This window comes from Candidatus Halobonum tyrrellensis G22, assembly GCF_000495475.1.
Classification (GTDB): domain Archaea; phylum Halobacteriota; class Halobacteria; order Halobacteriales; family Haloferacaceae; genus Halobonum; species Halobonum tyrrellense.
Genome location: NZ_ASGZ01000053.1, coordinates 1 through 22,260, shown reverse-complemented (window position 1 = coordinate 22,260; position 22,260 = coordinate 1). Strand labels below are relative to the sequence as shown.

Annotated in this window: 21 protein-coding genes and 1 pseudogene; 14 read left to right on the top strand and 8 right to left on the bottom strand. The window is 73.9% G+C overall.

All coding sequences use genetic code 11. From position 1 onward, the window contains the following. Nucleotides 1–140 precede the first annotated feature (140 nt). The gene (moaC, locus tag K933_RS12900) at nucleotides 141–674 is read right to left on the bottom strand and encodes a cyclic pyranopterin monophosphate synthase MoaC (protein ID WP_023395182.1); all 534 of its coding nucleotides are present in this window, start codon (nucleotides 672–674) and stop codon (nucleotides 141–143) included. Then, nucleotides 667–2,112, bottom strand: a complete 1,446-nt coding sequence (locus tag K933_RS12895) for a bifunctional ADP-dependent NAD(P)H-hydrate dehydratase/NAD(P)H-hydrate epimerase (protein WP_023395181.1) — start codon at nucleotides 2,110–2,112, stop codon at nucleotides 667–669. Before K933_RS12895 ends, moaC begins: the two co-directional genes overlap by 8 nt. A 221-nt stretch (nucleotides 2,113–2,333) precedes the next feature. On the opposite strand from K933_RS12895, the gene K933_RS12890 reads away from it, so the two are divergent. The 3 genes from K933_RS12890 (at nucleotide 2,334) to K933_RS12880 (ending at nucleotide 6,902) form a co-directional block, all read left to right on the top strand. Continuing rightward, complete coding sequence (locus K933_RS12890) at nucleotides 2,334–3,029, top strand: ArsR/SmtB family transcription factor (protein ID WP_023395180.1); 696 nt, start codon at nucleotides 2,334–2,336, stop codon at nucleotides 3,027–3,029. Nucleotides 3,030–3,092: 63 nt separating this feature from the next. Continuing rightward, nucleotides 3,093–4,418, top strand: coding sequence for a S8 family serine peptidase (locus tag K933_RS12885; protein WP_080509281.1), 1,326 nt, complete (start codon nucleotides 3,093–3,095; stop codon nucleotides 4,416–4,418). 90 nt (nucleotides 4,419–4,508) lie between these two features. After that, nucleotides 4,509–6,902 carry an ATP-dependent DNA helicase gene (locus K933_RS12880; protein WP_023395178.1) on the top strand — a complete coding sequence of 798 codons (2,394 nt, stop codon included), beginning with the start codon at nucleotides 4,509–4,511 and terminating at the stop codon, nucleotides 6,900–6,902. Nucleotides 6,903–6,967: 65 nt separating this feature from the next. On the opposite strand, the gene K933_RS12875 is transcribed toward K933_RS12880, so the two are convergent. Continuing rightward, nucleotides 6,968–7,528, bottom strand: a complete 561-nt coding sequence (locus K933_RS12875; RefSeq protein WP_023395177.1) for a class I SAM-dependent methyltransferase — start codon at nucleotides 7,526–7,528, stop codon at nucleotides 6,968–6,970. Nucleotides 7,529–7,631: 103 nt separating this feature from the next. On the opposite strand from K933_RS12875, the gene K933_RS12870 reads away from it, so the two are divergent. Continuing rightward, on the top strand, nucleotides 7,632–9,752 hold the full coding sequence (locus K933_RS12870; protein ID WP_023395176.1) for a prolyl oligopeptidase family serine peptidase: 2,121 nt from the start codon (nucleotides 7,632–7,634) through the stop codon (nucleotides 9,750–9,752). A 99-nt stretch (nucleotides 9,753–9,851) separates the two neighbouring features. Next, the gene (locus tag K933_RS18800) at nucleotides 9,852–10,025 is read left to right on the top strand and encodes an HEWD family protein (protein ID WP_023395175.1); all 174 of its coding nucleotides are present in this window, start codon (nucleotides 9,852–9,854) and stop codon (nucleotides 10,023–10,025) included. 12 nt (nucleotides 10,026–10,037) lie between these two features. On the opposite strand, the gene K933_RS12865 is transcribed toward K933_RS18800, so the two are convergent. Together K933_RS12865 and K933_RS12860 are read right to left on the bottom strand one after the other, a co-directional pair. Further along, nucleotides 10,038–10,814 (bottom strand): HAD-IIB family hydrolase, encoded by a 777-nt coding sequence (locus tag K933_RS12865; protein WP_023395174.1) that lies wholly within the window; start codon nucleotides 10,812–10,814, stop codon nucleotides 10,038–10,040. A gap of 87 nt (nucleotides 10,815–10,901) precedes the next feature. Beyond that, entirely contained in the window at nucleotides 10,902–12,176 is a 1,275-nt protein-coding gene (locus K933_RS12860; protein ID WP_023395173.1) for an FAD-dependent oxidoreductase, read from the bottom strand. A gap of 170 nt (nucleotides 12,177–12,346) precedes the next feature. Here K933_RS12860 and K933_RS19260 point away from each other — a divergent pair, with 170 nt between their 5' ends. After that, nucleotides 12,347–12,475 (top strand): hypothetical protein, encoded by a 129-nt coding sequence (locus K933_RS19260; protein ID WP_268744630.1) that lies wholly within the window; start codon nucleotides 12,347–12,349, stop codon nucleotides 12,473–12,475. A gap of 21 nt (nucleotides 12,476–12,496) precedes the next feature. Here the strand turns inward: K933_RS19260 and K933_RS12855 are convergent, their stop codons facing one another. Beyond that, complete coding sequence (locus K933_RS12855) at nucleotides 12,497–13,303, bottom strand: aldo/keto reductase (protein WP_152529830.1); 807 nt, start codon at nucleotides 13,301–13,303, stop codon at nucleotides 12,497–12,499. Between the two features lie 205 nt (nucleotides 13,304–13,508). Between K933_RS12855 and K933_RS12850 the strand changes: the two genes are divergently transcribed. After that, a complete protein-coding gene (locus K933_RS12850) occupies nucleotides 13,509–14,291 on the top strand; it encodes a PHP domain-containing protein (RefSeq protein WP_023395171.1) in 783 nt (260 codons plus the stop codon). Between the two features lie 53 nt (nucleotides 14,292–14,344). After that, complete coding sequence (locus tag K933_RS12845; RefSeq protein ID WP_080509280.1) at nucleotides 14,345–14,947, top strand: DUF998 domain-containing protein; 603 nt, start codon at nucleotides 14,345–14,347, stop codon at nucleotides 14,945–14,947. Nucleotides 14,948–14,964: 17 nt separating this feature from the next. Here K933_RS12845 and K933_RS12840 read toward each other — a convergent pair whose 3' ends face one another. Then, nucleotides 14,965–16,536 (bottom strand): potassium channel family protein, encoded by a 1,572-nt coding sequence (locus K933_RS12840; protein WP_080509283.1) that lies wholly within the window; start codon nucleotides 16,534–16,536, stop codon nucleotides 14,965–14,967. 120 nt (nucleotides 16,537–16,656) lie between these two features. On the opposite strand from K933_RS12840, the gene K933_RS12835 reads away from it, so the two are divergent. Further along, nucleotides 16,657–17,052, top strand: a complete 396-nt coding sequence (locus tag K933_RS12835) for a hypothetical protein (protein ID WP_023395168.1) — start codon at nucleotides 16,657–16,659, stop codon at nucleotides 17,050–17,052. 9 nt (nucleotides 17,053–17,061) lie between these two features. Continuing rightward, nucleotides 17,062–17,412, top strand: a complete 351-nt coding sequence (locus K933_RS12830) for a CDGSH iron-sulfur domain-containing protein (RefSeq protein WP_023395167.1) — start codon at nucleotides 17,062–17,064, stop codon at nucleotides 17,410–17,412. A 107-nt stretch (nucleotides 17,413–17,519) separates the two neighbouring features. Here K933_RS12830 and K933_RS12825 read toward each other — a convergent pair whose 3' ends face one another. After that, complete coding sequence (locus tag K933_RS12825; RefSeq protein WP_023395166.1) at nucleotides 17,520–18,389, bottom strand: cytochrome c oxidase subunit 3; 870 nt, start codon at nucleotides 18,387–18,389, stop codon at nucleotides 17,520–17,522. Between the two features lie 125 nt (nucleotides 18,390–18,514). Between K933_RS12825 and K933_RS19560 the strand changes: the two genes are divergently transcribed. From K933_RS19560 to K933_RS18430, 4 genes and pseudogenes are all read left to right on the top strand, one after another. After that, nucleotides 18,515–18,670, top strand: coding sequence for a DUF7563 family protein (locus K933_RS19560; protein WP_023395165.1), 156 nt, complete (start codon nucleotides 18,515–18,517; stop codon nucleotides 18,668–18,670). Between the two features lie 381 nt (nucleotides 18,671–19,051). Beyond that, complete coding sequence (locus K933_RS12820; RefSeq protein WP_023395164.1) at nucleotides 19,052–20,446, top strand: hypothetical protein; 1,395 nt, start codon at nucleotides 19,052–19,054, stop codon at nucleotides 20,444–20,446. After that, nucleotides 20,443–20,949, top strand: a complete 507-nt coding sequence (locus K933_RS18795; RefSeq protein ID WP_023395163.1) for a hypothetical protein — start codon at nucleotides 20,443–20,445, stop codon at nucleotides 20,947–20,949. The genes K933_RS12820 and K933_RS18795 overlap by 4 nt, the downstream gene beginning before the upstream one ends. A 74-nt stretch (nucleotides 20,950–21,023) precedes the next feature. Next, nucleotides 21,024–22,260: pseudogene (locus K933_RS18430) on the top strand (hypothetical protein); the annotation flags it as partial.

The window sequence follows — 22,260 nt, the reverse complement described above, 5'->3', positions numbered from 1 at the left end:
AGCGCCCACTCCCGGTGGGCGGGGCGGAACCACCGTGGGCGCGTTCGTCGCCTTCGAGTGGCTCGTCGACCCCGCGCCGACCTCGCGCGGTACCGAGCGGGCGCGACGCTCGTCCGTGGTCGAGCGCCGGGACCGGGGAGTCACTCGAGCGCGCGCTTCTCCTTGGAGACGACCTCGACGCCCTCGATCCGCGTCCCCGGGTACCCGCCGTCGTCGTCCTTCTCGGCGGCCTTCACCATGTCCCAGACGACGTTCAGCCCGGTCGTGACGCCTTCGAGCGCCTCCATCTCGCAGCCCGTCTTCCCGGTGGTCTCGACGGCGACCGTCAGGGTGATACGGTCGTCGCCCACCGCGAACTCGGTGTCGACGTTCGTGACCGGGATCTGGTGACACAGCGGGATCGTCTCCCAGGTGTGTTTGACCGCCTGGACGGCGCCCACCCGGGCGGTCGCGAGCACGTTCCCCTTCCCCACCTCGTCGTCGCGGACCGCCCTCGCGGTGGACTCGCGGAGGCGGATCGTCCCGCGCGCGACCGCCCGCCGGGCGGTGTCGGGCTTCTCCCCCACGTCGACCATCCGGGCGTCGCCCGACTCGTCGGTGTGGGTCAGGTCCGCGTCCGACCCCGCCTCCCCGCTACCGGCGGCCGGCGAACCCTCCTCGTCGCGTTCACTCATCGCTCTCGTCGCCCCAGACCGCCCGCGGGATGGCGTCGAGCAGGTCCGACGCGAGCAGACCGTCGCCCACCTCGCCCGCGATGGCCTCGGCCGCACTCCCGTTGATCTGGGGCGCCATACACGCCGCCTCGAACGGGTCGTGGGTCGCGAGCATCGCGGCGGTGATACCCGCGAGCGTGTCGCCGGTGCCGCCGACGGTCATCCCGGGGGTACCGGCCCGACAGACCCGGGTCCGCTCGCCGTCGGTGATCACGTCGTCCTTCGCCTTCGCGAGGACCACGTGGCCCAACTCCGCGGAGAGGTCCGCTATCGCCGCTTGGTTCGCGCGCAAGTCGTCCACGTCCGGCCCGCCGAGTTCGACCAGTTCCTTCCGATTGGGCGTCAACACCAGCGTCGCGTCGGTGTCCACCTCCGGGATCACCGGGAGCGCGTCGGCGTCGACCACCGCCCGTCCCTCGAACTCCGAGAGGAACCGCTCTGCGGCCTCGACCGTCTCGTCGTGGCTCCCCAGCCCCGGGCCGATCACGACCACGTCGTCGTGCGACTCCGCGGTGTCGACCAGGTCGTCGACGTGGTCGGGCGCGAGGTGGTCGCCCTCGTACGGCTGGACGATCAGGTCCTCGGCGTACGACTGGATCGGCGTCTTGACCGACTCGGGCACCGCGACGAACGAGAGGTCGACGCCCGCCCGGAGCGCGGCCTGCGAGGCGAGCGCCGGCGCGCCGGTGTACGGCCCGCCGCCGATCACGAACGCCCGGCCCGCGTCGCCTTTCGTCGCCCCGGGCGACCGCCGGATCGACAGCAGGTCGCCCGGCCCGGTGAACGTCTCGGCGGCGTCGGGGATGCCGATGTCCTCGACGACCACCTCCGCGTCGAAGTCGTCGAAGCCGGGCTTGGTGTCGTGGAACGTGACCACCGCGTCGGCGTCGACCGCGGCCCCCTCGGCCGCGCCGGTGTCGGCGTCGACGCCCGACGGCACGTCGACGGCGACCACCGTCGCGTCCGCGGCGTTCAGCGCCTCCGCGACGGTCGCCTCGGGCTCCCTGAGCGCGCCGGTCACGCCGGTGCCGAGCATCGCGTCGACGACCACGTCGGGGTCGTCGAGGTCGAACGACCGCGAGTCGGTCACCGTCTCGGTCGGCACCTCGGCCGCCCCGAGCGCCGCCCAGTTCTCCCGGGTGATCTGCGTCGATATCGTCTCGGGCCGGCCGAGCAGGACCACCCGGAGGTCGAACCCTTCGAGGAAGCGGGCGGCGACCATCGCGTCGCCGCCGTTGTTGCCGCGGCCGCAGACCAGCGTCACGCGGTCGCCCTCCTCCGCCCGCTCGCGGACCGCGCGCGCGACGGCGTTGCCGCTCGACTCCATCAACTGCTTGCGCGGGACGCCCAGCGCGGCGGCGTTCCGGTCCACCATCGCCATCCGGTCGGTGGTGATCATGAGTGCGTCGGCGTTCGGAGGGGACCGCCGTAAATCGGCCGGCCCCGACGGCCGCGACCCCCCGCTCGGCGACCGCGAGTCGGCCGCCGGTCGGCCGGCCGCCGGACCCCGCCCGCGGGTGTCGAGCGCCGCCGACGCGCCGGTGGCCGACGGGGCGTCCACCCGCGCGAACCCTCCCGGAGGACGGAAACGTTTAGTTCACGTGTGTGAAAGGACAGCGTATGTCAGGCCTGCTCCCGTCGGACGCCGACGCCCGCGACGGCGACTACGACGCCGCCGAGACGGGCACAGCGGCGCCCGACGAACTCGACGGGACCGAACGGACCGGGGGTGACGACGAGAGCGACGGGAACGGGAGCGCCGAGAGCACGCGCGTCTGCTGGCTCGACGACGAGGAGGCGGACGCGCTCATCGGGTCGCTCTCGTCGGACACCGCCCGGTCGCTGCTGACCGCCCTCCACGAGGAGCCGCACACCGCCTCCGAACTCGCCGACCGACTGGACACCTCCGTCCAGAACGTCCGCCACCACCTGGGCAACCTCGACGACGCGGGACTGGTGACCGACGCGGGCACCCGCTACTCGGTGAAGGGCCGCGAGATGACGGTGTACGAGCCGTCGAACGAGCGGCTGGTGGTCGCCGTCGGGAGCGACGACGACCGCTCGTCGTTCCTCGACTCGCTCCGGGGACTGGTCGGGGTCGCCGCCCTGCTCGGGGTGGGGAGCCTGGCGGTCCAGTGGGCGTTCGGCTCCGGCGGCGGGCTGGGCGGTCCGGCGGGCGCTCCGCGGGTCGGCGACTCCGTCGGCGGCGCGGCCGCCCCCCTGTTGGGGCTGGTGCCGCCGGGGGTCGCGTTCCTCGCGGGCGGACTGCTCGTGTTGGGTGCGGTGCTCGCGGTCGAGTACGCGCGGGCCGACTGACCCGACGATGGCCGGCGACGGTCGGGGGGCACGAGCACGCTCCGGGTTCGGGGGTGGCCGACCGTGAGCCGTCGGTACGCGCCGCTGGTTGCGGTGGTGCTCGTGGCGCTGCTGCTGTCGAGCGCCCCGGGGGGCGCGTCGGACGTGGTCGTCGGGGGCGCGGGCGCGGACGGCGTCCGGCCCGTCCCCGCCACCCACGACGTCCCGCCGCCGAACGCGAGCGAGTCGAGCGGGCTGGCGGCGCGGTCGGCCGAGCCGGAACGGGTCGACGGGGGCGTCCGCGTCGGCGTCATCGGGAGTTCGTTCGACCGGTCGCACGCCTACTTCGACGGCCGGGTCGACGCCCACCGCCGCGTGGGCGACCGACTGCTCGCCGTCGAGGGTGGCGGCGAACACGACGCGGCCGTCGCGGAGGTCATCGCCGACCGGAGCGACTCGGCGCGGCTGTATCTCGCGTCGGTGGGTCACCGGCCGACGCCCGGGGAGTACGACCGGGCGGTCGAGTGGCTCCTCGACAACGACGTGAGCGTCATCGTCGACGCGGGGAGCTACTTCCCGTCGACGGCGCGCGGGATGGCCCGCATCGCCACCGCCGCCGAACGCGCCGCCGACAGCGGCGCGGTGTTCGTCACCTCGGCGGGCAACTACGCCGAGCGGCACTGGCGCGGCACGCCCGCCGGCGCCGGCTGGGTCTCGTTCGACGCCGCCGAGCGGACCGACGCCGGCGGGGCGAACGGGAGCGAGAGCGGGGTCGACACCGGAGCGCAGGGGAACCGCCTCGGCGACGGGTCGACCGACGGGCGGGTCACCCTCCGGCTCTACTGGGAGGGCGACGCCGACTACGACCTCTACCTCTACCGCGACCTGCCGGGGCGGAGCGACCCGGTGGTCGGCAAGTCGACCCGCGAGTCGGGCAACGCGGAGGCCATCGACACGACGCTCCCGGCGGGCGACTACTACGTCGCCGTCTACGCGCGCGACCCCGGGCGGGGAGCGGTCGACCTGTTCTCGGCGAGCCACACGCTGGAGTACACCGGCACCGAGGGGAGTGCGGTCGCACCCGCCACCGCCGAGGGGGTGATCGCCGTCGGCGCCGTCGGCGCCGACGGACGGCTCGAACCGTACAGCTCCGCCTCGGACGTCAACGCCGTCGGCGGCGTGTCGACGGACGCCGCCGGGCGGCTCAGCGGCACCTCCGCGGCCGCGCCGCTGGTCGCCGGGACGGTCATCCGGATGGCGGAGTCGGACGCCCACGGCGACCTGACGTCCGCGGAGGCCGAACGCATCCTGCGCGAGACGGCCGACGGCGCGTCGCGCCGGGTCGACCCGCGGGCCGCCATCGCCTCGGTCGGCAACGTGACGACCGGCGGCGGGCGCTCGGGCCGGTAGGCGGGCGACGGGGCGACCGGACCCGCCGGCGCGGGTCGGGAGGTGGTGCGGGTTTATCCCCGAGAGCGGGACCATCGACGGACTGAAGCCGTGTCGAACCCCATCAACGCTGTGACCGAGGCCGACGAGTGGCGGGAGGTGTTCGGGCACGACCACCCCTACCCCGAACAGGAGGACGGCGTCGAGGCGGCCGTCGCGGCCGCCCGCGAGTCGGGCTACCTCCAGTTGGAAGGCGCCTGCGGGACGGGCAAGACGATGCTCGCGCTCACCGCGGGCGTCCACCTCGTGCGCGACCCCGACTCGGAGTTCGAGCGGGTGCTCGTGCTCACCAGCGTCAAACAGCAGCTCCGCCAGTTCGAGGCCGACATCGAGACGATGAACGCGAACCTGCCCGACGACTGGCGGCCCGTCTCCGGGCTGACGCTCGTCGGGAAGGCCGACGTCTGCCCGTACGCCCGCGAGAACGCGGGCGGGGTCGACGAGCGCAACGTGTACGAGCGCTGTGAGGGACTGCGCGAGCGCACCCGGAACCTCACGGGCGAGGGGGGCGACGCCACCGCGGGCGCGCTGGTCGAGCAGGCCAGACGGGCCCAGACCGGCATCGCCGACACCGGCGAGGCGGGCGTCTCCTACCTCGAAACCGCGGGCGAGCCGACGCCGTACCTGCCCGAGATGCCCGAACACGGGTCGAACGCGGGCGCCGACGGCGGCACCGAGTTCTGCCCCTTCTACGCGCAGTACCTCGACGATTTGCCCGAGGAGGGCGAGCCGAGCGAGGCGGTGCCGTTCGACTTCGCGGACGCCGGCCTCATCGACACCGAGGAACTCGTGCGGCTGTCGGCGGGCAACGGGACCTGCCCCCACTCGATGATGGGGGCGCTCCTCGGCGAGGTGGAGGTGGTCGTCGGCAACTACTACCACGCGTTCGACCCCGTGACCGCGGGGACGTTCACCGCGCCGCTGCTCGACGACTCGACGTTCGTCGTCTGCGACGAGGCGCACATGCTCGAACCCCGCGTCCGCGACCTGGTGAGCGACGCCGTCGGCGACGCCACCCTCCGGGACGCCAAGAACGAACTGACCCGGGTGATCCAGCCCGTCGAGTTCGAAGACGAGGGCAAGCGCGCGACCGGGACGACCGACGCGGACCTCGTGCGCGGGGAACTCGCCGACGCGGAGGTCGGGTTGGACGAACTGAAACGGACCCGGGAGTTCGTCGCCGACCTGCGGGAGGAACTCGACCGCCGGGTGGAGGCGCACCTCGACCGCGAACACCGCGGGTGGCGCGCCGACCTCACCGACCTCCCGGACGCGGAACTGCCGCTGCGCGACCCCGAGGAACCGGCCGACGACGAGATCAGCCTGTGGGCGGCGGACGCGGGCTACGGCGGGAAGGTGTGGGCGCGCGCCGAACACGTCGCCGCGGTGGTCTCCCGGATCCTCGACGAGGCGGAAGAGGAGGACAGACAGCGGGCGATACTCCCCGCGGCGCGCGTGCTGAACGCGTGGCACCGACTCGGCCACGAGTCGTACTTCCGGGAGATCGAACTCGAACGCACGTGGGACGAGACGGAGTCCCCGGAGTCGTGGCGGCGGGCGTACAACGCGCGGCTGGCGCTACACAACTGCGTGCCCGCCGACGCCATCGGCGAACGCCTCGGGGAGTTCGGCGGCGGCGTCCTGATGTCGGCGACGCTCGCGCCGCTGGACGTGTTCCGCGAGGTGACCGGGCTGAACTACCTCGACGCCGAGGACCGCCCGGTGGTCGAGCGCACCTACGGGCTGAGCTTCCCCGCGGGGAACCGCGCGTCGTTCGCGGTCGACGCGCCCAAGTTCACCTACGAGAACCGCGGCCGCCGGGACGAGGACACCCCGACCAGGCGGGCGCACGCCGACGCGGTCGCCGAGGTGGCGCGGACGACGCCGGGGAACGTGCTCGTGGGGATGCCGAGCTACGGCGAGGCGGAGTGGATGGCCGGCGCCCTCTCCGAGCGGCCGGGCGTCGACAAGCCGGTGTTGCTCGACGAGTCGAGCGCGGACGACGCGACCGAGGAGTTGAAGGCGGAGTTCTTCGCGGGCGGCGCGAAGGTGCTGGTGACGAGCATCCGCGGGACGCTCACCGAGGGGGTCGACTACCGCGGCGACCGCCTCGCGGCCGCGGTGGTCTGTGGCGTCCCCATCGTCAACACCTCCTCGCCGCGGACGCGGGCGGTGAAGACGGCGTACGACCGCGAGTTCGGCGAGGGGTTCGAGACGGCGCTCACCGTGCCCGCGGTGCGGAAGGCGCGGCAGGCGCTCGGCCGGGTGATCCGCGGTCCCGAGGAGGTGGGCGTGCGAGCGTTCGTCGACGCCCGCTACGCCCGCGAGTCGTGGAACGGCGTCCGCGAGTACCTCCCCGAGTCGGAGCGCGAGGAGTTCCAGCCCGTGAGCGCGGACATGCTCGGCTTCGGGCTGGAGCGGTTCTGGAGCGAGCACGAGGCGTAGCGTTCGACCCCGTCACCGCTCTTGTCGCCGCCCTTGACGTGACGGATCCGACGACCGCGACAGCGTCAGCGGCGGACGACGCAGACGAACGTCTCGTGGCGCGTCTCCGCGCGGTCGACCCGGAAGCCCGCCGCCTCGAACGCGGCGGCGCAGTCGCCGACGCCGAACCGCTGGTCGGTCGGCGGGCCGTCCTCTCCCGGCCCGGCGGCGCTCCAGTCGACGGTGACGACCCGGCCGCCGGGGCGGACGACCCGCGCGAGTTCCGCGAGCGCGTCGTCGCCCGCGTACTCGTGGTACGTCATCGTCGAGAACGCGGCGTCCACCGCGCCGTCGGCGAACGGGAGGTCGGCGACGCCCGCGGTCACCGTCTCGACGTTCTCGGGGACGCCCTTCTCGCGGTAGCGCTCGTGCATCTCGGCTTGCACGTCCACCGCGTAGCAGGTGTCGACGTGCGGCGCGACGGCGTCGGTGTAGAAGCCGGTGCCCGACCCGAGGTCGGCGACCGTCGCGTCGGCGTCACCGCCGACCCCGAGCGCCGCGACCAACTCCTCCGCCGAACAGCGGCGGAAGCGGTCGGGGTCCTCCAACGCGTCCGCCCGGTCGACGTCGTACGTGTGGAATCCCACACCGCGAGTCGGGCGGCCGGCGCGATAAAGCCGGGGTCCGGGCCGGTCCGCTCGCGGTTCGGCTATCCGAACGCTCTTGGTCGACTGCCGCGCGCGTGGGCACGTGCCCACGCCGCCCGACACCCGCGCCGACCCGGTCACGGAGACGCTCCACGGCGACGAGTACACCGACCCGTACCGCTGGCTGGAGGCCGACGCCGACGACCCGGAGGTGGCCGACTGGACCGACCGGCAGAACGAGTACGCCGACGCGGTCGTCGACGACGACCTCCGGGCGGCGTTCGAACCCGCGTTCGAGGGGGTCGCGGACCTGCCCGACTACGGGGCGGTGACGCCCCGCGGCGGCCGGTACGTCTCGCTCAACCGCGACTCGGACGCCGACCGCGCCCGCCTCCTCGTCCGCGAGACGCCCGGCGGGGAGCCGCGCACCCTCGCGGCGCCCGACGAGTTCGAGGGGGAGGCGTCGGTCGACTGGTTCGCGGTCCACCCCAGCGGCGACCGCGTGGCGTACGGCGTCGCGCGCGGCGGCGACGAGCAGTACGACCTCCGCGTGGTCGGGACCGACGCCGGCGACCTGCTCGCCGACTGCGGGACGGTCGGCCGCACCGGCGCGCGCATGTTCGCGTGGGCCGACGACGGCTTCTACTACGTCGCGACGGGCGACCCCAGCGACGGCGCGCAGATGGACAAGGAGTTCCGGTACCGCGCGGACGGCGACGAACGCGTGCTCGCGACCCACGACGACCAGCACGTCTGGCCGGCGCTCGACTACCACGAGCCGACGGGGACGCTCGTGGTCTCGTTCGGCGAGATGTCCGGCGGGACGCGCGTGACCGCGTGGCGGGGCGAGGACGGGGCGGGTGAGACCGGCGACGGAGACGAGGAGTTCGAGACGCTGTTCGACGGCGGCGACGCGGAGGTGAGCGTCGAACTCACCGACGACCGGGTGTTCCTGCGGACCGACGCCGGCGCGCCCCGGGGACGGGTGCTCGGGGCGGACGCCGCCGGGTTCCTCGCCGGCGAGACGGACCCCGAGACGGTCGTCCCCGAGGGCGAAGGCGTCGTTCGGGAGGTCACGACCACGGCGACCCACCTCGTCGTCCACAGCCACCGCGAGGCGGCGAGCCGCCTCGCCGCCCACGCGTTCGACGGGACGCACGCGTTCGACGTCGACCTGCCCGGCCTCTCGACGGTCCACGGCGTCGAAGGCGACCCGGACGCCGACGACTGCTTCTACGTCGTCGAGTCGTTCGACCGGCCCGCGTCGGTCGTCCACGCCGACCTCGGGACCGGCAGGGACGGCGACGACGCGCCCGACGCCGACCGGGCCGGTGGGGCGCGCGCGGCGGACGGCCCGCCCGACCCGGCGAGGACGCGGACGCTACGGGAGCCCGACCTGGATCTGGACCTCGACCTCGCGGTCGAACGGCGGACCGTCGTCTCCGCCGACGGGACCGAGGTGCCGCTGTTCGTCGCCCACCGCGCCGACCGCGACCCGAGCGACGCGCCGACCGCGCTGTACGCGTACGGCGGCTTCCGGGTCAACCTCACGCCGACGTTCTCGCGGTTCCGTCTCCCGTTCCTCGCGGCGGGCGGGGTGTACGCGCAGGCGTGTGCGCGCGGCGGCAGCGAGTTCGGCGAACCGTGGCACGAGGCGGGGATGCGCGCGGAGAAACGGCGGACGTTCGAGGACGTCGAAGCCGCCGCCGACCACCTGGTCGAGGCGGGCGTGACCACCCACGACCGCCTCGGCGTGATGGGCGGGAGCAACGGCGGACTCACGGTCGGGGCGGTGCTCACGCGCGACCCGACGCGGTGGGGCGCCGCGGTCTGTGCGGTGCCGCTGCTCGACATGCTGCGGTTTCACCGCTTCCTGTTGGGCGAGTCGTGGACGCCCGAGTACGGCCACCCCGAGGTCGAAGCGGAGTACGAGTGGCTTCGCGAGTACTCCCCGTACCAGCACGTCGAGGACCGCGAGTACCCGCCGACGCTGTTTACGACCGCGGTCGGCGACTCCCGGGTCCACCCGAGCCACGCCCGGAAGACGGTCGCGCGCCTTCAGAACGAGGCGCGCGGCGGCCCGTTCTGTCTCCGGACGGAGACCGACACCGGCCACGGGCTCGGGAAGTCGGTCGAGATGGAACTCGACGAACAGCTCGACCGGTGGACGTTCCTCGCCGGCTTCCTCGGCGTCTCGCCCGCGGACGTGCCCGACGGAGGGTGACCCCTGACCCCGTCCGGGGCGACCCGGCCGCACAGCGGGGTCCGGCCACCGCGAGGGGACGCCGGAGCGTTTATCCCCCGAACGTGCATCCCGGCGGGTATGACCGTTCAGGTACGCCGACCCACGGCCCGGACCTGCGAGCGGTGCGGCCGCCAGGAGCGGTGGGACGCGGAGGGGGAGACGTGGCGCATCGCCGACACCGCGGGCGACGTCTACTGCATCCACGAGTGGGACATCAACGGCTCGTTCGTCCCGTTCGAGGACAAACTCTGATCGACGGCGGCGCTACTCGGCTTCGGCGCGCGCGATCACGTCCGCGAGCGCCGCTATCGTCCCGTCCATGAACCCCGCCTGGGTCACCGTGTCCGCGGCCGCCTTGGCGGTCTCGTCGGCGTTCGCCACCGCGTACGACTCGCCCGCGACGCCGAACGTCGACGCGTCGTTCTCGCTGTCGCCGACCGCGACGAACTCGTCGGGGTCGCGGTCGACGACGTCGGCCACCTCCCGGAGCGCCGACCCCTTGCTCGCGCCGCGCGCCTTCACGTGGTAGGCGTAGCCGGTGTCGAGGAACTCCAGGTCGAACTCGTCGGCCACCTCCCGGAGCAGCGCCTCGTCGGCGGTGAGTCGCGCGGCCACCTCCGTCTCGCGCCAGCGGTTGACGGTGTCGGCGGCGTCCCACCCCAGGTCGCCCCCGCGCGCCTCGAAGGCGGCCACCGCCTCCGCCACGAGGTCGGGGTCGCCCTCGAACCGGACGTAGCCGTCCGCGCAGACGACGCCGCCGTTCTCCGCGATGACCCGCTCGGGGATGCCGACGAACTGACACAGCGCGACCGGGTACGGGAACGACTTCCCCGTGGCGACGGCGACCGGCGACGGCCACGCCGGCAGCACGGCGAACACGCGCGGGTCGACGGTGCCCACCGGCGTCGTCAGCGTGCCGTCGATGTCGAGCGCGAGCGGCGGGAGCGACGCCGGGAGGTCGGCGAACGCGACGTCGTCCGTCCGCGCGAGGTCGGCGAGAACGTCGGGCGTCTCGTCCGTGTCGGGACCGGGAGTTGGCATTCGCTCGACCGATCCCCCGGCTCCGGCAAAGCGTCGTCGGTGGCGGTGACGGGGCGGGCGCCGTCGCTCGCCCGCGCCGCGGTTCGGCTACTCCCCGTCGCCGGGTTCGCCGCCGACCACGTCGGCGTCGGCGGGCGAGCGGGCGTCGAACTCGTCGACGAACCCGTCGACACGCTCGGCGTCGTCCGCGCCGACGAGCGGCGCGTCGGCGGTCCGGCAGTCGGCGTCGACGCCCAGTCGCTCACAGACCCGGTCGGCGGTCGCCTCCGCCATCACGCGGTGGGTGGTGAGTTTCCCGCCGACGATGGAGTAGAAGCCCGCGACGCCGTCGGGGTCGTGGTCCAACAGTGCGAACTCGCGGGAGATGCCCCGCTCGTCGCCGGTCGCGGCGTCGTCGGCCGACCGCGACCCCGCTCCCCGGTGCGTCTCGTCGGGTTCGTACAGCGGGCGGACGCCCCAGTAGGTCGACCTGATCTCGGCGTCGGCGAACGCGGGCACCATCTCGGCGCACTCGTCGACCACCCGCTCGACCTCCCACGACTCCTCGTCGTACTCGTCGGGGTCGTCGACGACGACGCTCGTCGTCCCGAGCACCGCCCGTCCGCGGTGGGGGACGGCGATGTCGCCGTCGGCGGGGTCGCGACACCGGTTGAGGACGGGACCGAGCCCCTCGTAGTCGACGCCGACCATGGCGCCCTTCGTCGGGCGCATCGCCACGTCGACGCCCGCGAGCGCGGCGCACTCGCCGGCCCACGCGCCGGTCGCGTTGACCACGGCATCGGCGTCGACCCGGTCGCCGTCGACCGTCGCGCCGGTCACGCGGCCGTCGGCCGTGTGGATCTCCTCGACGGGCGCGTGCGTCCGGATCTCCGCACCGTGCTCGCGCGCGTCGGCCGCGGTGGCCGCGACCAGCCGCGAGGGGTAGACGACCCCGTCGGGGACGCGCATCGCCCGCGTCACGTCGTCGGTCAGTCCCGGAACCGCCTCGCGGGCCGCCTCGACCGACACCTCCTCGGCGTCGATGCCGACCTCGCGTGCGGCCGCGAGTTTCCGCTCGAAGTACGCCTCGTCGTCGTCGGACAGCGAGACGAAGTACCCCCCCGTATCGGCGACGCAGACGCCCGCTATCTCGCGGAGCGTCTCGTTCTCCGCGATACACTCCTCGGCGCCCGCGCGGTCGGCCTCGGCGTAGCGCGCCCCCGAGTGGAGCACGCCGTGCGAGCGGCCGGTCGTGCCCGCCGAGAGACCCCCCCGTTCGGTGAGCGTCACGTCCACGCCGCGCATGGCCAGGTCGCGCGCGACGCCGACGCCGGTCGCGCCGCCGCCGACCACGAGCACCTCGGTGTCGTCGCTCGTCTCCATACCCGACCCAGGGCCGCCGGACGTTTTACGGCGTCGCCGTCGGCGGCGGCGTCCCCGGGCGGTTCCCTCGGAGACGCGCCGGCGGCGCCGCGGCCGACCCGTGCGACCCGACCGCGGGCGGCGCCGCCCGTCCCCGAGAGCGTTAAGCGGCCGCCTCCCCTGGTCCGGTCATGGCACTCTGGCCGCTCGACCCGCTGGTGTCGGCGTTCGGGCCGTTCGTCCTCCCGGTGATCGTGTTCGCGTTCGGGCTGGTGGGCTACCTCCTGTTGGTCGCGTTCGGACGGGTCACCGGCTGGTAACGTCGCCCCTCGGCCGCCGCCTCACCGGTTCCACGCCGCCGCGTCGGGGTCGATGAACCGTTCGCGCCGGTCGTACGCCTCGATGCGGTCGAGGTCCTCGTCGTCGAGTCGTAGCTCCCGCGCCTCGTAGTTGGCGCGGACGTGGTCGCCGCTCCCCTTCGGGATGGGGACGAGCGCCTCCCGGTCGAACGCCCACGCGAGACAGACCGCCGCGGTCGTCGTGTCGTGTTTCTCCGCGATGTCGGAGAGCAGCGGGTCGTCGAGCGCCTTCCCGCGGCCGAGCGGCGAGTAGCCGACGAGCGCGTGGCCGTGGTCGCGGGCGTCCGCGCGGAGTTCCGCCTGCGGGAGCAGCGGGTGACACTCCACCTGGTGGGCGGCGACCGGCGACTCCAGGAGGTCGCGCGCCTCCGCGAGCAGGTCGGGCGTGAAGTTCGACAGGCCGACGTGGTCGGTCACGCCCTCGTCGCGGAGGTCGTCCATCGCGCGGAGCGTCTCCTCGGGGTCGTACGCCGAGTGGGGCCAGTGGACGTACAGCAGGTCGACGGCGTCGACGCCGAGGCGGTCGAGCGACTCGCGGGCGGTCCGCGTGGCGTCGTCGTACCCCAGGTTGTCGGGGTGTATCTTCGTCGCGAGCACCACGTCGTCGCGGTCGACGGGCGACTCGGCTATCGCCTCACCGACCGCGCGCTCGTTGCCGTACATCTGGGCGGTGTCGACGTGGCGGTAGCCCACGTCGAGCGCCGCGGTCACCGACCGCTTCGTCCCCTCGTCGCCCTCGTGTCCGGAGGTGCCGAGGCCGATGTCGGGCATCGCGAGGCTCGTGCGCATCGGTCGACCCTCGTCGCAGCCGCGCAAAAGCGTGCGGGAGCCGGAACCCCGGCGGCGCACGCCGGCATCCACCGACGTGGATGCGCCGGCACCCACCGACCCGGGTGTGCCGACTCGGGTCGACCCCAGAGGGGATACGAGGGGAGACGCGACCCGGACCCGCGCCGGACAACAGCTAACCCGCTCGGCCGAGTCGGGCCGGGCGATGGAGCGACTCCGCGACTTCCACGCACACTCGAACTACTCCGACGGGCGCTTCCTCGACGCGATGGTGGCCGCCGCCGAGGACGCGGGACTCGACGGCGTCGGGTTCGCCGACCACTGCAACGTCTCCGCCCGCGAGGAGGCGCGCGAGTACGCCGCGCGCTACGGGTTCAACCTCGACGTGACCCACGAGCGCCGCCGCCGGGCGATACGGCGGGTCCGCGAGGACGCGAGCGTCGCGGTGTACGACGCGGTCGAGATGGACTACGACCCGCGCGACGAGACCGAGATACGGGCGTTCCTCGCCGACGCCGAGTTCGACTACAGCCTGGGGAGCGTCCACGCGGTCGACGGGGCGAACGTCCAGGTCGCGGCGAACTTCGAGTCGATGGACGACGCCGACCGCGACGCGGTGGTCGACCGCTACTTCGAGCGCCTCCTCGCACTGATACGCTCCGACCTGTTCGACGTCGCCGCCCACGTCGACTTACCCGAGCGGACGCCCCCGCTCCGCGGCCGCGCGACCGACGAGCAGTACCGCCGGGTCGCGCGCGCGTTCGCCGACTCGCGGACGGTACCGGAAGTCAACGCGGGCCGCGCGCTGACCGAGTCCGGGGTGGTCCACCCCGCGCCCGCGTTCCTCGACGCCCTCCGCGAGGAGGGCGTGCCGGTCACGGTCGGCACCGACGCCCACGTTCCCGACGAACTCCGCGAGCGGGCGGCGTTCCTCGACGACTTTCTCGCCGAACGCGGCCTCGACCCGGTCGAACCGGACGGCGTGTAGTACCCCCGCTTGGATCCCCAAGCCCTTTATCCGCGGGGCCGGAGGTCAGGTCGATGCCTCGGACCGCTCGTCGGCTCGCGGTCGTGTCCGGCAGCCTCGCGGTCGTCCTCGCGCTGGTCGGCATCCCGCTCGTCACCCTGCTCGCGCCGTGGTTCGCGTGGCCCGCGAACGCCCTCTCGGACCTGGGCGTCGCCCCGCGGACCGCGGCGCTGTTCAACGGGACGCTGCTCGTCGCCGCGGCGCTGGGGCTGCCGTACGCGTGGGCGCTGTGGCGCGACGCGACCGGGTGGGCGCGAGCGTCGGGGGTGCTGTTCGCGCCGACGCTGCTCCTGTTGGGCGGCGTCGGCGCGTTCCCGTCGGGGAGTCCGTACCACTTCCCCGCCGCCGTCGGCTTCTACCTCGGGCTGACGGCGACGCTCGTCGCCGACGGCCTGACGCGGCACGGGACGGCGACCGGGCGGGCGTCGCTCGCGTTCGCGGCGCTCCACGTCGGCCAGTGGGCGCTGTGGGTCGCGGGGGTCAGGGTCGGCCCGGGGCTGGCGGTGCCGGAGTTCGTCGGCGCGGCCGTCCTCGCGCTGTGGGTGCTCGCGCTCTCGCCGGTCGCGCCGCTCGCGGGCGGAGGGGAGAGCCGGACGGGCGAGTCCGACCGCGGGTGAGGCGAGGACCCGGTGCGCTACGTGAACCGCTCGGTGAACCGCGCGACGGCGCCGTCGGTGCCCGCGACCACCAGGGTGTCGTCCGGTCGGACCGTCGTGTCGGGACCGACGTCCGTCACCACCTCGCCGTTCCGTTCGACCGCGATGACGGTACAGCCGGTGCGCGCGCGCACGTCGGCGTCGGCGAGCGTCTCGCCGCGGAGGTTCGGCGCGCGCGTCCGCACGAGTTCGATCTGCGTCTCCGGGCGGAGCACCTCCTCGTCGAGCAAGCGGGACGCGAGCATCCGGCCGGAGACGGTCGAGAGCGCGAGGACGTACTCGGCGCCCGCGCGGTAGAGCTTCGGCACCGTCTCGTCGTCGTTGGCGCGCGCGATCACCTCGACGTCGGGCGCGACCTGCCGGACCGCGAGCGTGGCGAAGACGGTGGTCGTGTCCGACCCGAGCGCGAGCACGACGGTGCGCGCCTCGTCGATGCCCGCCTCCTCCAGCGTCCGCCGGTCGGTGGCGTCGCCGACCACGTCGACGCCGGGTTTCTCGGTCAGGTCGACGACGACGGTGTCCTCGCTGGCGGCGAGTTCGCCCGCCACCGACCGCCCCACGACGCCGTAGCCCGCCACGATCACCGGGCCGCGGCGGTGTCGCCGGGTCTCCGAGAGCGTGAGCCGCTTGAGCGCCTCCAGTTGCGGCTCCCGGCCGACGACCAGGACGACGGTGTGTTCGTCGAGCACGCGGGTGGGCGCGGGCGGCGACTCGAACCGGCCGTTCACCCACGCCCCGATGATGTTCGCGCCGGTGCGCTCGCCGATCCGGCACTCGGCGACGGTCCGGCCGACCAGCGGGCTGCCGTGGTGGACGAGCAGTTCCGCGATCTGGACGTCCTCGCCGATCTCGACCCCCTCGCCGAGTTCGTCCGCCACCGTCGTCGTCGCCTTCGCGCCCAGGCTCTCGCCGAGGATGCGCCGGGGCGAGAGCACCTCGTCGGCGCCCGCGTAGCGGTGGTAGTCGGCGACCGACTCCTCCTCGACGAGACTGACGACGTGGAGAGCGTCGTCCGCCACCTCCCGGGCGGAGAGGATGATGCTCGCGTTGGTCTCGTCGTCGGCGTCGGCGACCAGCCCCCGCGCCGCCCCCACGTTCGCGGCGCGGAGCGTCTCCACGTCCTCGGGGTCGCCGTGGACCACGTCGTGGTCGGCCGCGAGTTCGCCCGCCCGCTCGCGGTCGGGTTCGACCACGACGTACGGCTGGTCGCGCGCGTCGAGTTCCCGCACCAGCGTCTCGCCGCGCGGCGTGAACGAACAGAGCACGACGTGGTCGGTCAGCTCCGACCCCGCCGGCGGCGACGACGACAGCGCCTCCCCCACCAGCGGGATGACGATGGCGGGCAACGCGAGGAAGATGAGTCCGACGCCGACGAGTTGGAACACGACCATCAGCCCCAGCATCCGGTCGCTGGTCCACCGGTCGGCGTCGAGTCCGAACCCGGTCGTCGTGAACGTCTCGACGACGACGTACAGCGCGTGGACGTACTCCACGTCGGCCCCCTCGAACGTCGCCATCCCCCACTGGTAGACGAACGCGAGCGCGACCATCACGCCGAGCGCACCGCCGAGATACGCCAGGATGCGCCGGGTGGCCTGCGAGACGGATAACACGTCGAGCGGTGTGACGGCCGCGAATAAATTACCTCCCTTCGAGCCGTCCGGTCGGTCGTGAACTCGCTCGACGTCGACCCGCGCGAACGCGACGGCCTGCTCGCGGCCGGCGCGACGGCCGCACTGATCGCGTTCGCGCGGGCGCGCGACTACCCGCTCGACCGGGTCGCCAGCCCGCGGCCGCTCGCGGCCGGCGCGGCGGGCGCGCTGGCGCTCGAACTCGCGATGGCGCTCGCTCCCGACCGCGCGCGGGCGCTGTGGGGGCGGCGGTCGGTCCGGTGGACGGGGACGCTACTCGTCGCCGCGGGCGGCCCGGCGCTCGCGCTCCTCGCGGGACCCGCCGTCGTCGCCGCCCTCCTCGGCGGGCTGGTGGCGTACTTCTGCCTGCTCGCGGGCGTCCAGTGGGGGGTCGTCCCCCCGCCGGAGTCGTGGTTTTACGACGACGCGGCGTGAAGCGCTCCCGTGTCGGACGACGCGAGCGACGACGGCGCGGCGGCGCCGCGCCGCGAAGTGACCCACGAGGCGACCGGGCCGCTCAAACTCGACGAGGACGACCTCGACCCGGAGAAGGGCGACGTCGCGGTCTGTCTGTGCGGGCTGAGCGACGACTACCCGTTCTGTGACGGCTCCCACCGCACGACCGCCGACGAGGAGCCGGGCCGCCGCTACAAGTACGTCGACGGCGAGCGCCGCGAAGTCGCCGAGATACGCTACCGGGAGGAACCGGACGACGAGAACGACGAGAACGACGAGGACGACGAGAACGACGAGGACCGCCGGAGCCACGGGGACGGCGGGCGACGGGAGGGGTAACGCCACGTTCGGCGGCGAGCGCGCGAGTCGTCTCGGGGACGAACGACAGTCCGAGAGCGGACGGTCGACGGGCCGCCCGCCGGTCCGTCCTGCGGGCGAGTCCCGGCTTACACCGCGCCGCCGCCGATCTCGGCGCCGACGTACAGCACGACGACGAGGAGGATCCAGACGGCGTCGACGAAGTGCCAGTACATCGACGCGGTGGTGACCGACACGTGCCGGTCGGCGGAGTACTGCCCCAGCAGCGACCGGACGAACACGATGCCGAGCAGCACCGCCCCCATCGTGACGTGGAGCCCGTGGAGACCGGTCAGTCCGTAGAACGCCGAGCCGATGATGCCGGTGGTGAGGGTGAACCCCTCGTGTGCGATGAACTCGTAGTACTCGTACACCTGCCCGCCGATGAAGACGATACCGAGCAGGAGCGTGAGACCGAGCAGGCCGATGAACCGGCCGCGGTTGTTCTTCCGGATCGCGCCGTGTGCGAGGTGGAGCGTCACCGACGAGGCGATCAGGATCGCGGTGTTGATCAGCACGAGCGAGCCGAGAAGCGGCGGAAGCTCGCCCGGCGGCCACGACGGACCCGACCGGATGAAGAAGAAGTAGACGAAGCCCCCGCTGAACGTCGCCACCTCCGACCCGAGGAAGGCGATCATCCCCCACTGGAGCTTGCTCGCGGAGTGTTCGTCGGTCCCGCGCTGCCAGAAGTGCGAGACGAACGCGTGGTACAACCAGCCGTACAGCCCGACGAGGAACAGTCCGACGGCGCCGACGAGCGTCGCCTGCCCGTAGACGACGGGGACGATGTTCGTGTCGCCGAACCCCATCAGGAACAGCGCCACCCCGACGTAGATGCCGCCGGCCCCCGCCGCGGTGACGAACGGCCACCACGAGGCCTCGCCGAACCCGCGGGGCCAGTCCTCGACCGCGGGGAGGTGGTGGCCCTCGTCGTGGGCGTCTTCCGTTTCGGTAGCCATATCCAGCGGTTGCCCGGCGGGAACCAAAAATCCCCCCATACGCGACGGCAGACAGCGCCGACCCGCGGGCCGGCCGGACGGCTGGCCGATAGAACTACCACGGACGACGTGATAGTTCGTTTCGCATGCCGGAGTGTAGGAACTGCGGGTCTTTCGTTACCGAACGATACGTTCGAGTGTTCGCACCGGAGGGGATGGAGGAGGTGCGCGTCTGCCCGTCCTGTGAGGATATGGTCCGCGACGGCGCGGGCGTCAGGGAAGCCCGCTCGAAGCGCGTCTGAGCCGACCGGTCGTCGACCGCCGGCCGCGTCGGCCGGTCCCCGCGCCCGGCGGCGTTCTCGCCGCCGGCGCGACGCCTTCTCACGCCGCGCTCGCCGTTCGTCGCCAGCCGCGCGCCCGCGACCGCCCGTTCCACACCGCTCGCACTCCCGGTCCACACCGCTCGCACTCCCGCCCTCTGTCGTCGGCTCCCGTCCGCGTTCCTCCCGCTCGTTCGTTCCCGTCTACGCCCGTAACGGCCCACCTCCGCGTGACCCCGCGGCGGCTGTCGGCCGACCCGTGGCGCGACCCGACGGCCGTGCCGTCCCCGCTCGCCCGCCCGCCCCACGGCGGTCGGGACGGATTCCGCAAGCTACTCGGGCGGCCCCACCCAACCCCGGCCAATGAACCGCCGCCGGGTCCGCGTCGCCGCGGCCGCCGCGACGCTCGTCGCCCTCGTCGCGCTGGCGGGCGACGCGCTCGCGCACGCCGGCGGCATCCGGAGCGCCTCCTCGGAGTCGCTGGCGGTGCCGACGTGGCTGTTTCTCGCCACCGGCGGCGGCGTCATCGGCGCGTCGTTCCTGCTCGCGTCGTTCGTCACCGACCGCGCGTTCGTGCGCCGCGTCGACGCGTGGGGCGACGCGCTCCCCGAACCGGGGCGGGTCGCCGTCCTCGCCGGGCGGGCGGTCGGGCTGGCGGGGCTGGCGCTCGTGTTCGTCGCCGGGTTCGCCGGTCCGGCGGACGGTCCCAACACCGCCGTGCGCAACGCCGCGGTGCTCTTAGTCTGGGCGGGCTGGTGGGGTGCGTACGTGACGAGCACGTACCTCGTGGGCAACACCTGGCCGGTCGTCAACCCGTTCCGGACGCTCGCGGCGCCGCTGCCGTCGCTCGACCGGCCGTACCCCGAGCGACTCGGCTCGTGGCCCGCGGTCGGGGGGTTACTCGCGGTCGTCTACCTCGAAGTCGTGACGCCGCTCGCCTCCGACCCGCGGCTGCTCGCCTCGACCGTCGCGTGTTACGGCGTCCTCACGCTGGCGGGGAGCGTCGTCTTCGGCGCCGACACGTGGTTCTCGACGGCCGACCCCGTCTCGCGGCTGCTCGCGGCGTACGGCCGGGTCGCGCCGGTCGCGCGGACCGCCGACGGCGTCCGGGTCCGACTGCCCGGGATGGGGCTGACCGACGCCGACTGGGTCCGCGACCGGAGCGACGTGGGGTTCGTCGTCTGTGTCGTGTTCGTCACGACGTTCGACGGGTTCGTCGGGACCGACCTCTGGGGGGCGCTCGTCACGCCGGTCGTGACGGGGGGCGTTCCGGCGCCCGCGGCGTACCTCGGCGGGATGCTCCTCGGGTTCGGGCTGTTCTACGCCGCCTACCTCGGGGCGGCGGGCGCGGCCCGACGGTACGCCGACACGTTCGTCTCGGCGGTGACGCTCGCCCGGCGGTACGCTCCTTCACTTCTAGCCATCGCGGCGGGCTACCACCTCGCGCACAACCTGACGACGACGCTGACGCTCGCGCCGACGCTGGCCGTCGTCGCCGCGTCGCCGCTGTCGCCGCCCGCGGCGGTCGACCTCCCGACGCTGTCGGTGCCCGCGTGGGTCGGCGGCGTCACCGTCGCGTCGATACTCGCCGGCCACCTCGTCGCGGTCTGGGTGGCCCACGCCACGGCGTACGACCTGTTCCCCGACCGCCTGCAGGCGATCCGCAGCCAGTACGGCGTCACGGTCGCCATGGTGGCGTACACGATGGTGAGCCTCTGGGTGCTCACCCGACCGGGGGGTGCACCCCCCTTCGTATGAGCGGCGCCCCCGCTCCCCCGTCGGACCCCGACCCGGACCGCGAGCGGAACCGCGACGGCGACCCGGCAGCGGACTCCCCGGACTCGTCCGCCGGGGGCGGTCCCGTCTTGGTCGACCGGTCGGGCGTGGAGTTGGACGTCCCCGCGGACGCCGATGTGTTCGCCTGCGAGCGGTGCGACGAGCGGTTCCCCCGCGCGCGACACCTCGACCTCCACCGAGGGCTTGCGCACGCCGACGACCTGACCGAGACGGAACGGGAGGCGTACGCGGCCGCGAGCGCCGACGAACACGCCGACCTCCGGCGGTTCCGGCTGGTCTCGCTCGGGCTACTGGTGCTCATCTACTTCGGCTTCCTCCTGCTGTACGCCGTCGCCGGGACGAGCGGGAGCGACGCGCTGGCTCCGCTGGTCGTCACCGGCGCGGGGGCGGCCCGTCGGTGGCGCCGGGACGACGGGGAACCGACGGACGGGCGGCCGCCGAGCGAGCGACCGCACCGGCCGTAACGCGTCCGGCGTCCGTCTTGCATCCGTCCGACCGGGCGGAAAGTATTTGGTTCGTACGCGGCGAACTACCGGCGATGGACGGCGAGACAGTCGAGACGGTGACCGGGTGGGCTTCGGAGCCCTTCGAGGGGGGGTACGCGGGACTCCACGAACTCGCGGCGCGGGAGTTCACGGGCGCGGTCACCGACGGGACGGCGTGGCTGTTCGTCCTGAACGGCCGCGTCGTCGGCGTCGCGGACGGCGACGTGGGGTCGTTCGCCGACGCCGACGGGACGGCGTACGCCGCGCCCGACCCCTCGCTCCCGCTTCTGTTCGCGATGCGCGAGGCGGGCGACGAGGGGGAGACCAGGGGGCGGTACTACACGAACGACACGCCGCTGTCGGAGGTGGACGCGACGCTGTCGGCGGGCAACTTCACCGGCTACGTCGAACTCTCCGAGAACGTCCTCTCGGGCGACTACTACGTGGTGTACCACGGCGGCCGCTCGCTGGCGTGCGCGTTCGTCGGGAGCGCCCGGCGGACGCTCACCGGCGACGAGGCGTTCGAGCGCGCGAACGACGAGGTGGGTATCTACGAGGTGTACGAGGTGCCGGTGTCGGTGGTCGACGTGCCCGACCCGTCGGGCGCCGTCGCGACCGACGACCCGGAGGGGACCGGCGGGGACCCGGCCGACCCCGAGGGGGCGCCGGACGACGACGAGCGGTCGGCCGACGATCCCGTGGCCGGCGCCGCGCCCGACGACCCCGCGGCCGGCGCCGCGCCCGGCGGCGTCACCATCGACCCCGGTACCGGTGCCGATACCGACGCGGACGACGGGACGGCGGGGGCGGGGCGAGCGGGCGACGCCGACTCCCCGACTGACGGCGACGCCGAGAGAGCCGCCGACTCGGACCCGGTCGCGGACGCGACGGCCGACCCGGCACCGACCGATGCGCTCGACGCGGACCCGAACACGGAGTCGGAGTCGGACACAGAGTCGGACCCGGAGACGGAGTCGAAGCCGGACACCGACGCCGGGCCGGGTTCCGACCACGACGAGGGGGCGCCGACGGCCGGCCCGCGGGACGACGACGGGAACGCGGGTGCCGGCGCCGACCGGGAATCGGACCCCGACGTGGACGCCGGCGGGGACGACCCCGACGACCGCTCGGCGTCCGGCCCGGACGACGGAGCCGACCCGCCCGCGAGCGACGGTCGGGACCGGGACGGCCGCCGCTCGTACGCCCGGCGGGACGGCGAGCCGACCGACGCGGTGTCGGGGGCGGAGTCGGACCCGTTCTCGGCGGAGGCGCAGTGGCGCGAGACGCGCG

Coding starts and splice junctions, on each gene's coding strand:
- K933_RS12850 (WP_023395171.1), top strand. CDS start 13,509: ATGGAGCGACTCCGCGACTTCCACGCACACTCGAACTACTCCGACGGG.
- K933_RS19260 (WP_268744630.1), top strand. CDS start 12,347: ATGGCACTCTGGCCGCTCGACCCGCTGGTGTCGGCGTTCGGGCCGTTC.
- K933_RS12860 (WP_023395173.1), bottom strand. CDS start 12,176: ATGGAGACGAGCGACGACACCGAGGTGCTCGTGGTCGGCGGCGGCGCG.
- moaC (WP_023395182.1), bottom strand. CDS start 674: ATGAGTGAACGCGACGAGGAGGGTTCGCCGGCCGCCGGTAGCGGGGAG.
- K933_RS12820 (WP_023395164.1), top strand. CDS start 19,052: ATGAACCGCCGCCGGGTCCGCGTCGCCGCGGCCGCCGCGACGCTCGTC.
- K933_RS18800 (WP_023395175.1), top strand. CDS start 9,852: ATGACCGTTCAGGTACGCCGACCCACGGCCCGGACCTGCGAGCGGTGC.
- K933_RS12865 (WP_023395174.1), bottom strand. CDS start 10,814: ATGCCAACTCCCGGTCCCGACACGGACGAGACGCCCGACGTTCTCGCC.
- K933_RS12890 (WP_023395180.1), top strand. CDS start 2,334: ATGTCAGGCCTGCTCCCGTCGGACGCCGACGCCCGCGACGGCGACTAC.
- K933_RS12825 (WP_023395166.1), bottom strand. CDS start 18,389: ATGGCTACCGAAACGGAAGACGCCCACGACGAGGGCCACCACCTCCCC.
- K933_RS12895 (WP_023395181.1), bottom strand. CDS start 2,112: ATGATCACCACCGACCGGATGGCGATGGTGGACCGGAACGCCGCCGCG.
- K933_RS19560 (WP_023395165.1), top strand. CDS start 18,515: ATGCCGGAGTGTAGGAACTGCGGGTCTTTCGTTACCGAACGATACGTT.
- K933_RS18795 (WP_023395163.1), top strand. CDS start 20,443: ATGAGCGGCGCCCCCGCTCCCCCGTCGGACCCCGACCCGGACCGCGAG.
- K933_RS12840 (WP_080509283.1), bottom strand. CDS start 16,536: ATGGTCGCGCTCGCGTTCGTCTACCAGTGGGGGATGGCGACGTTCGAG.
- K933_RS12855 (WP_152529830.1), bottom strand. CDS start 13,303: ATGCGCACGAGCCTCGCGATGCCCGACATCGGCCTCGGCACCTCCGGA.
- K933_RS12845 (WP_080509280.1), top strand. CDS start 14,345: ATGCCTCGGACCGCTCGTCGGCTCGCGGTCGTGTCCGGCAGCCTCGCG.